Annotated in this window: 6 protein-coding genes and 1 pseudogene; 1 reads left to right on the top strand and 6 read right to left on the bottom strand. The window is 61.6% G+C overall.

All coding sequences use genetic code 11. From position 1 onward, the window contains the following. Positions 1-35 precede the first annotated feature (35 nt). Genes PD653B2_RS06380 through PD653B2_RS06400 form a run of 5 tightly spaced genes read right to left on the bottom strand, consistent with a single transcriptional unit; the run spans position 36 to position 4677 of the window. Complete coding sequence (locus PD653B2_RS06380; RefSeq protein ID WP_085871506.1) at positions 36-950, bottom strand: polysaccharide deacetylase family protein; 915 nt, start codon at positions 948-950, stop codon at positions 36-38. Further along, entirely contained in the window at positions 947-1372 is a 426-nt protein-coding gene (locus PD653B2_RS06385) for a RidA family protein (protein WP_165763357.1), read from the bottom strand. The genes PD653B2_RS06380 and PD653B2_RS06385 overlap by 4 nt, the downstream gene beginning before the upstream one ends. An 18-nt stretch (positions 1373-1390) precedes the next feature. Then, a complete protein-coding gene (locus tag PD653B2_RS06390) occupies positions 1391-2650 on the bottom strand; it encodes an amidohydrolase (protein WP_085871508.1) in 1260 nt (419 codons plus the stop codon). Beyond that, on the bottom strand, positions 2647-4122 hold the full coding sequence (locus PD653B2_RS06395; protein WP_085871509.1) for a 4-hydroxyphenylacetate 3-hydroxylase N-terminal domain-containing protein: 1476 nt from the start codon (positions 4120-4122) through the stop codon (positions 2647-2649). Before PD653B2_RS06395 ends, PD653B2_RS06390 begins: the two co-directional genes overlap by 4 nt. Before the next feature lie 15 nt (positions 4123-4137). Further along, complete coding sequence (locus PD653B2_RS06400; protein WP_165763358.1) at positions 4138-4677, bottom strand: flavin reductase family protein; 540 nt, start codon at positions 4675-4677, stop codon at positions 4138-4140. Positions 4678-5312: 635 nt separating this feature from the next. Here PD653B2_RS06400 and PD653B2_RS06410 point away from each other — a divergent pair. Continuing rightward, positions 5313-6260 carry a LysR family transcriptional regulator gene (locus tag PD653B2_RS06410; protein WP_133058992.1) on the top strand — a complete coding sequence of 316 codons (948 nt, stop codon included), beginning with the start codon at positions 5313-5315 and terminating at the stop codon, positions 6258-6260. Positions 6261-6488: 228 nt separating this feature from the next. On the opposite strand, the pseudogene PD653B2_RS06415 reads toward PD653B2_RS06410, so the two are convergent. Next, positions 6489-6790 (bottom strand): annotated as a pseudogene (locus PD653B2_RS06415) (IS3 family transposase); the annotation flags it as partial.

Here is a 6790-nt window from a genome sequence, read left to right on the forward strand (position 1 = left end):
CCCGATGCGGTGACGAGATTGTTTACTGGCCGGATTCAGTAGGTGTCGCCCGCCGAAAAGGCCCTCGAATCCCCACCCCCCAGAGGCCCTTTGTAATAGGGCAGGCGGTCTGTACGCAGCACCGCACCGCCACTGTCGACCTCTTCGCGGAGATGGCGTGCAATCATTTCGAGCGGCGCGAACCAGACATCACCGCGGTCCTTCATGTGGGAAATCATTCGACCGATCTCCTTCAATCGCGCCGGACGACCCGATACGAATGGATGCCACACCGATATCCACAAGCCGCCGTCTTCCCATGCGGCGTCGAACTCGGACAAGAAGACATCTGCAGCGCGCCCAGGCGAATTGATCGGCATCATGTAGTTGTAATCGGGCAAATGCGTGTACTGAGGCCAGTCGTCCAAAGCGAAGTGGGTAGGCAGTTCGACCACCGTGCCACTTCCGCCGTCGATGAGGTAGGGATCGTGATCGGCCATGAGGGATGAGTCGTACAAGAACCCCTCCTCACCCAAAATCCTGGCGGTATGGTCCGAGAAGTTGTAGACCGGGGCGCGATAACCCCTGGGCCGTTGGCCGGTGAGTTTTACGTGAGTATCGATTGCCCGTCCCATCCAGTATTCTTCGTCTGCAGGCTCCAGCGTGCCGGGCGCTTCGTGCAAATAGCCGTGTGCAGCAATCTCATGACCGTCATGCAGGATGCTGTCGACTAGTTCAGGGTGGCGCTCCATGACCCAGGCAGGCATGAAGAATGTCTGCGTCATCTCATGCTCGCGGTAGAGCTTGAGAATCGCCGGGATCGCGATGGAGTCGTAGCGCATGAATGACATCGGACCGACCATGCGATGGGCTCGGTCTGGGAAGTCAAGAAGCAGCGTGCTTTCGGAATCCACGTCAAAGGTGAGTGCGACCGCGACCTTGGCCCCATTCGGCCACGAGGGGACAGTCACGACTGGGTCCCAGACGCTGCGCGGGGGACAGCGGCGATCGCCTCGGCTTCAAGGACCAATCCTTCGCGCCCCAGGAACGTCCGGATCGCGGTCCCTGCCGGCCCCGGGTCCTCGAGGAACTCCAATCGAACTCTCGTCATCTTCTTCCAGAACTCAACCAAAGCCTCGCCCTCACCATCATGGTGGTAGAACGTGTTGAGCTTCACGATGTCTCGCATGTCCGCGCCGGCCTCACGAAGGACGCTGCGGATGTTCTCGAAGACGACCCTCGTTTGAATTTCGATATCATCGGGGCCGATGACCTCGAAGTTCTCGTCGACCGAGATTTGGCCGCCGACGAAGATCAGGTCGTAGTCGCCCGACAGCCGCCAGCCCTGGGAGAACGGCGTGACAATGGGCCAGGTCCAGTGCCCGTCGGGCATGATCCGCGTCTTTTCCATTTACTTTCCTTCCGAAGATGCGTGCGGTGTTCGGTCTTGGTTCGCCTTCGGCCCATCGAGATACGAGAGGCATGCAGTTGTTGCAAGAAGTGTCCCGGCTCTGATCGCGCCAATCGGCTCGGGCGCGAAGTGGGGCGAATGAAGACCCGGGCGTTCGGTGGCCTGCGACTGCGAGGATTCGCCCTGTGCACCTAGGAGCCAATACACCTGAGGAGCGGACGCCGACTCACCGAAGTGGCCGAAGTCTTCGCTTCCGAGCTTTTGGGTGCCCCGTGTCACGTTTCCAGCGCCCACGATGCCCTCAAACATCTCGGCCAGCCTCTCCGTCTCCCCTATGTCGTTTCGCAACAGCGGGAATGAATTCAGCACCCTCATCGAGGGTGCGGGTGCGCCCGAAGCAAGGGCCTCCCCTTCGAGCACCTGGTTGATCGCGTCGAGAACGACCTTCCGTACCTGGTGGTCGAAGTACCGTAGGTTGAGGCCGAAGATCGCAGAGTCCGCGATGACATTTTCTTTGGCTCCCGCGCGGATGTAGGCGACGGTGAGGACGGCTGCATCAAGGGGTGCAATCCGCCGGGACACCACAGTTTGAAGGCGAACGATCATGTGAGCGGCGAGGACGACGGGATCAATCGTCGTTTCGGGTTGAGAACTGTGACCACCACGTCCTGCGACGCTCACTTCGAAAGAGTCCGCCATGGCCATGAAGTCGCCGGGGACCACCTCGACCGTGCCGACGGGCGCTGGCCATGCGTGCTGCGCGAAGATGATGGATGGTTGTCCGACCTTCGCCCAGACGTCGTCCTCGATCATCGACCGTGCCCCAGCGGCAGTTTCCTCTGCAGGCTGGAAGATCACCGCCAGCGTGCCGGACCAGCTCTCCCTGTTCAGATCCAGGTGACGAATGAGGGCGATGGCGATGGACATGTGCAGGTCGTGCCCGCAGGCGTGCATGACGCCAACGGTGCCCGTCCCGCCCGCCTCCTTGGACTCCGCGACGCTGGCGTACTCCAAGCCCGTCAGCTCCGTGAGAGGGAGCCCGTCCATGTCCGCCCGATAGGCGACGATCGGACCGGGCCCATTGACGAGCCGGACAACAAGACCCGTCGGGGAACAGTCGTCGATCTCGAGCCCCATGCCTGCCAGGCACTCGCGCAGGTACTCCCGGGTCGAGAACTCCTGCCCGGAAAGCTCGGGATGACGATGGAGGTGGCGATAGTCGTCAACCGTTGCCGCCAGGATCGCCTCGTCCAGGATCACCGTGCGGCTTCACGCAGGTAGTTCCGGACGAACTCGGCGGCAGTACTCCGGTCGGCTGACTGATAGACGATCTCCGCCACAGCGGCCGGAGGCGTTGCGTTGACCTTCTCGAAGTGGCCAAGTCGTGCCGCCCCCAAGCTGGACGTCATGTCCCAAACGAAGTTGGAGATCAGGTTCTTCTCGCGCGCTGAGACGTCGTGGCCCGGCAGGTAGGCACCGAGTTTGTCGGAGAACTCCGGGCTGTCCCACACGTCCTTGGACCAACGAGAGACGAGTCCTTGCCCAGCAAGGTCACGCAACTTGGAAATCACGTTGTCGTACTCGGTGATCGAGTAGTAGCGGCCCGCCGAGACAAGCGACGGGTTCGGAACCGCCACTCCGTTCCACTCTTCGCATCGATCGACGGCAGCGAAGGAGAAACTCTTCAGCACCTGAGCATAAGCAGAGATGTCAGCGACAGTGCGCCGGACCGCCGGGATCTTGTCGGTGCCGAGCGCCTCGACTAACACCTGCGCCGTCCCAGCGAAGAGTTCCGCTCGGAATGAGAGCCTGGTCAAGATGTGCCACAGCGCATACACGCCGGTGTCGAAGAAGGCGGTCAGGAGGTCGAGGTTGCGGAGACTGAAGACGTACTTCTTCGGCAGTTCCACGTCGTCGAAGAAGATGAACTGGTCGGATTCTTCGCCCAGAACACCAATCGGATTGTCAAACGAGTTGATGTTTTGCTGAGACGTCCTGGGGCGCATGAGCAAAGAGATGCCCGGCAGGTTCACCGGCACTGCGGCCCAGATCGCCGCATCGGGCCCGAGTCCTTCGCCCAGCACCGATGAAAGCGTGAAGAAGTGCACGTTCGGACCTGAACTTCCAGCAACCTTGCTGCCGCGAAGAACGACGTAGTCGTCCGTCTCTCCGACAACGCGTAGGGTTCCGGGTCGCTCCATCCTGGGGACACTACGATCCGACTGAGCATCGGCGATCAGGTCCGTCGACAAGAGATTCGTCCGGGCAGACATGTCGATGAAGTTTCGGATGTTTTCTGCGAACTGCTCGTTCTCCCGTTCGATCCGGTCAATGACCCCCATGAACCCGAGCGACATGGCGGGTCCGTATTCGGGGGGGCGGCCGAACACACCCAGAGTCACCTCGTTGGCGACGCCGATCTGACGACGCTTCATCTCCAGGTCATCGCGGTTGCGCGGCACCTGCCATCCGCGAGCCTTTCGCTGTCCGTCGGTATCGACGAACGTCACGATGTCTTGGGTCGATTCATTGAACTGCAGATCCATGATCTTGGCGTAGGTGTCGACCGCCCGCCGGGTGACGGGGTGCTCGGTGACGTCGTCGATGACCTTTGCGCCATCGTCAAACACCTGCCGCCCGTCTCGGAGGGAGGCCTTGTACTGCTCGCCCGTAAGTAGGTGCGGCTGGGGGCCCGAAGTCAGGATCTTCTGAAGGTTCTCGATTGTGTCCATTTGGTGCAGTGGCTCCTAGGGTTGGTTAACGAATGTCAGCAAGGAGGCATCCGATAAGCGGTGCCAGTTCCGGGAGTGGTAAACGAGCGGTGACTGGTCGGGGGGGCAGTCGTCGACTTTGATGTGCGTGACCTCTCCTACGCACACCACCGCACTCCCCACCTCTGTGCGATCGACGACCACCATCCGGAGCCATGCGTGCACACCCTTGTAAAGCGGCTCACCGGTCGGCAGCGTCTGCCACAGATCCTTGTCCGCAAAACGATCGGTTCTTCCACGCGCACCCAGCTCGGCCAGCCACCGATTCTCCGAGCTCAGCAAGTGCGCAACCAGCGAGTCCGTCTTCAGGAGCTGTTGCGTGGCGTAGGAGTCCTTCGAGAGCGACACGACGACGACCGGCGGCGCGGCACTGACTGGAACCAACGAGCTGACCGTCATTGCGACCGGCTGGTCATCTGCCATTCCTGTGATGACCGCTACCCCGGATGGGTGGAGACGGAAGGCATCTCGGAACACATCTGCGTCAGGATGGGGCGATTCTTCATCGATCGCCACCACTCGACCCGCGTGTGCCATGTGCGGCCCGCTTCGGTCGCCTGACTGGGTCTTCTGGTCTGCAGGACTGCTACTGCGACTCGTCGTGGTGAGGCGGTTCATTGGCCCCCCCCGTTGTTCCAGGCGCTCGTCCAGTAACGACCCACGTATAGCGATTCCGGCGCCCCGCCCGCATGCTCGTGAGTCCGCAGCTTCGTCGCCCGCGGGTGCGTCTCGTTCAGGCGCTCGTCGAGGTACGCCCACGCCGCTTCACGCTCCTCGGACGAGAACGGCTGACTGTCTGCGGCGGCCCGATACGATGTCCTGGCGCCGGCAGGTTCCTCAACGATTGGGGCGTTGGCCTGATCGCCAACGTAACCGCGCTGAGGGTCGACGGAATCGAGCCGAACGCCGAAAGCATGCGACTTCAAGGAGTTGCCGGTGGTCCCGGCGTAGGCTGACAACATGTGTCCTCCGTTGGTCTGGGTTGGGCATTAGATGACTCGAGGTTCGGTCGATTCACCCCGCCGGCAGGTGCGGCGGCGGCGTTCGTGATCTCCGTCTCAGCATGGAGCCGGGCATCTGCGCGCTACAATGACCAGTTACCGATCGGCCGATCGGTGTAGCCGATCGGGACGTCGTTGAAGGAGGGCTCTGTGGACGGCAGGCAACTCGAGTACGTGATCGTGCTTGCGGACACGCTCCATTTCGGCCGAGCTGCCGAAAGGATGTGCATCTCGCAGTCTGCCTTCAGCACACAGATCGCACGCCTCGAGCGTGAGGTCGGAGCGATGCTGTTCGACCGTTCCGCGAACCGAGTGTCACTAACACCCGCGGGCGAGGCGTTCTTGGCGCGCGCGCGTAAGATCCTGGACGAAGTGGCCGATGCCAGCGCTGAGGCACGGACCCTCCACGCGGCCAGTCAGGGCATTCTGCGCGTGGGCCTATTTTGCGATTCCGCCGGCGAATTGACGCAGCCGATCATCTCAGCGTTCCGGCGGGCCTACCCAGAGGTAGAACTGTCGTTCCGCACACTCTCCATGACCGACTTGGTCGAGCCGCTGGCGTCCAATGAAATCGACGTTGAATTTCTCCGTCCACCGGTCGATGATCCACGATTGAAGTTGTACGACTTGTTTGCGGATCCCCGTGTCGCGGCGGTGCCAACGGGCCACGAACTTGCCTCCTTAACAGGGGTGCGCACCGATCAATTACTCGATCACGCGTTCGCGGTGGCTGTCCCGAATGCGCCCTCCAGATGGCGCGCCTATTGGGCCTGTGACGATGCGCGCGGCGAGCCGGGCCAGGTGGCGGCTTTGGTTAACAACATTCAGGACTGCTTGAACGCGATCGCGCATCAGGGCGCTGTCGATACCTTCCCCTTGTCTCTGTCACGCTTTCAGCCCTCCCCCGGAGTTGCATATAGGCCCTTGCTTGACGGCGGCTACTCCACCAACGCGGTAGCAGCTCGTCGCACGGATCAGCGCGTGCACGTTCAGGCGTTCGTTCACATCGCTCAACAGTTGGCCGCATCCTGCTTGGACCTCGTTCCAGACGCGGTGCCGCTCAGCGAGGCCGCTTCCGGCACTCCAGGGATCGACTAGGGCGAGCGTGGCTCCCTATTGTTACGGAGCCGACGGAATTGCCCGTGGTGACACGGGCATCGGTATGACAGTGATTCTGCGCACGTGCGAGGGCACCTATCCGGCGAAGTCCCAGTACACGTCTAAGCGCGTCCCAGCCTGAGTTCGGACGCAAAGCCGCATGCGAGGGTCTGCTGCAGGAAAAGGTGACAGGTTGACCCCCCACCGTTTGGGTTCCAGTCGCGGTGGCTAACTGGCTGCGGTGGTGTCGGTTTCGGGCAATAGTTCGTACTCGATCGGAGTGCGATAGCAGAGTGCGGAGTGGCGTCGGCGGCGGTTGTGGAAAATCTCGATGTGCTCGAAGATCGCGTTCGCGAGCTCGACCCGGGTCTTCCACTTCTTGCGGTTGAGAAGTTCGATCTGCATCCCAGAAACTCTCCATCATCGCGTTGTCGAGACCGTCGCCTACGGTGCCGAAGGATGGCAGCAAGCCAGCGGAGCGGATCTTCTCGCCAAAGACCCACGAGGTGAACTGACCGGGTTCAACCGGT

Source organism: Nocardioides sp. PD653-B2 (assembly GCF_002117935.1).
Taxonomy (GTDB): domain Bacteria; phylum Actinomycetota; class Actinomycetes; order Propionibacteriales; family Nocardioidaceae; genus Nocardioides.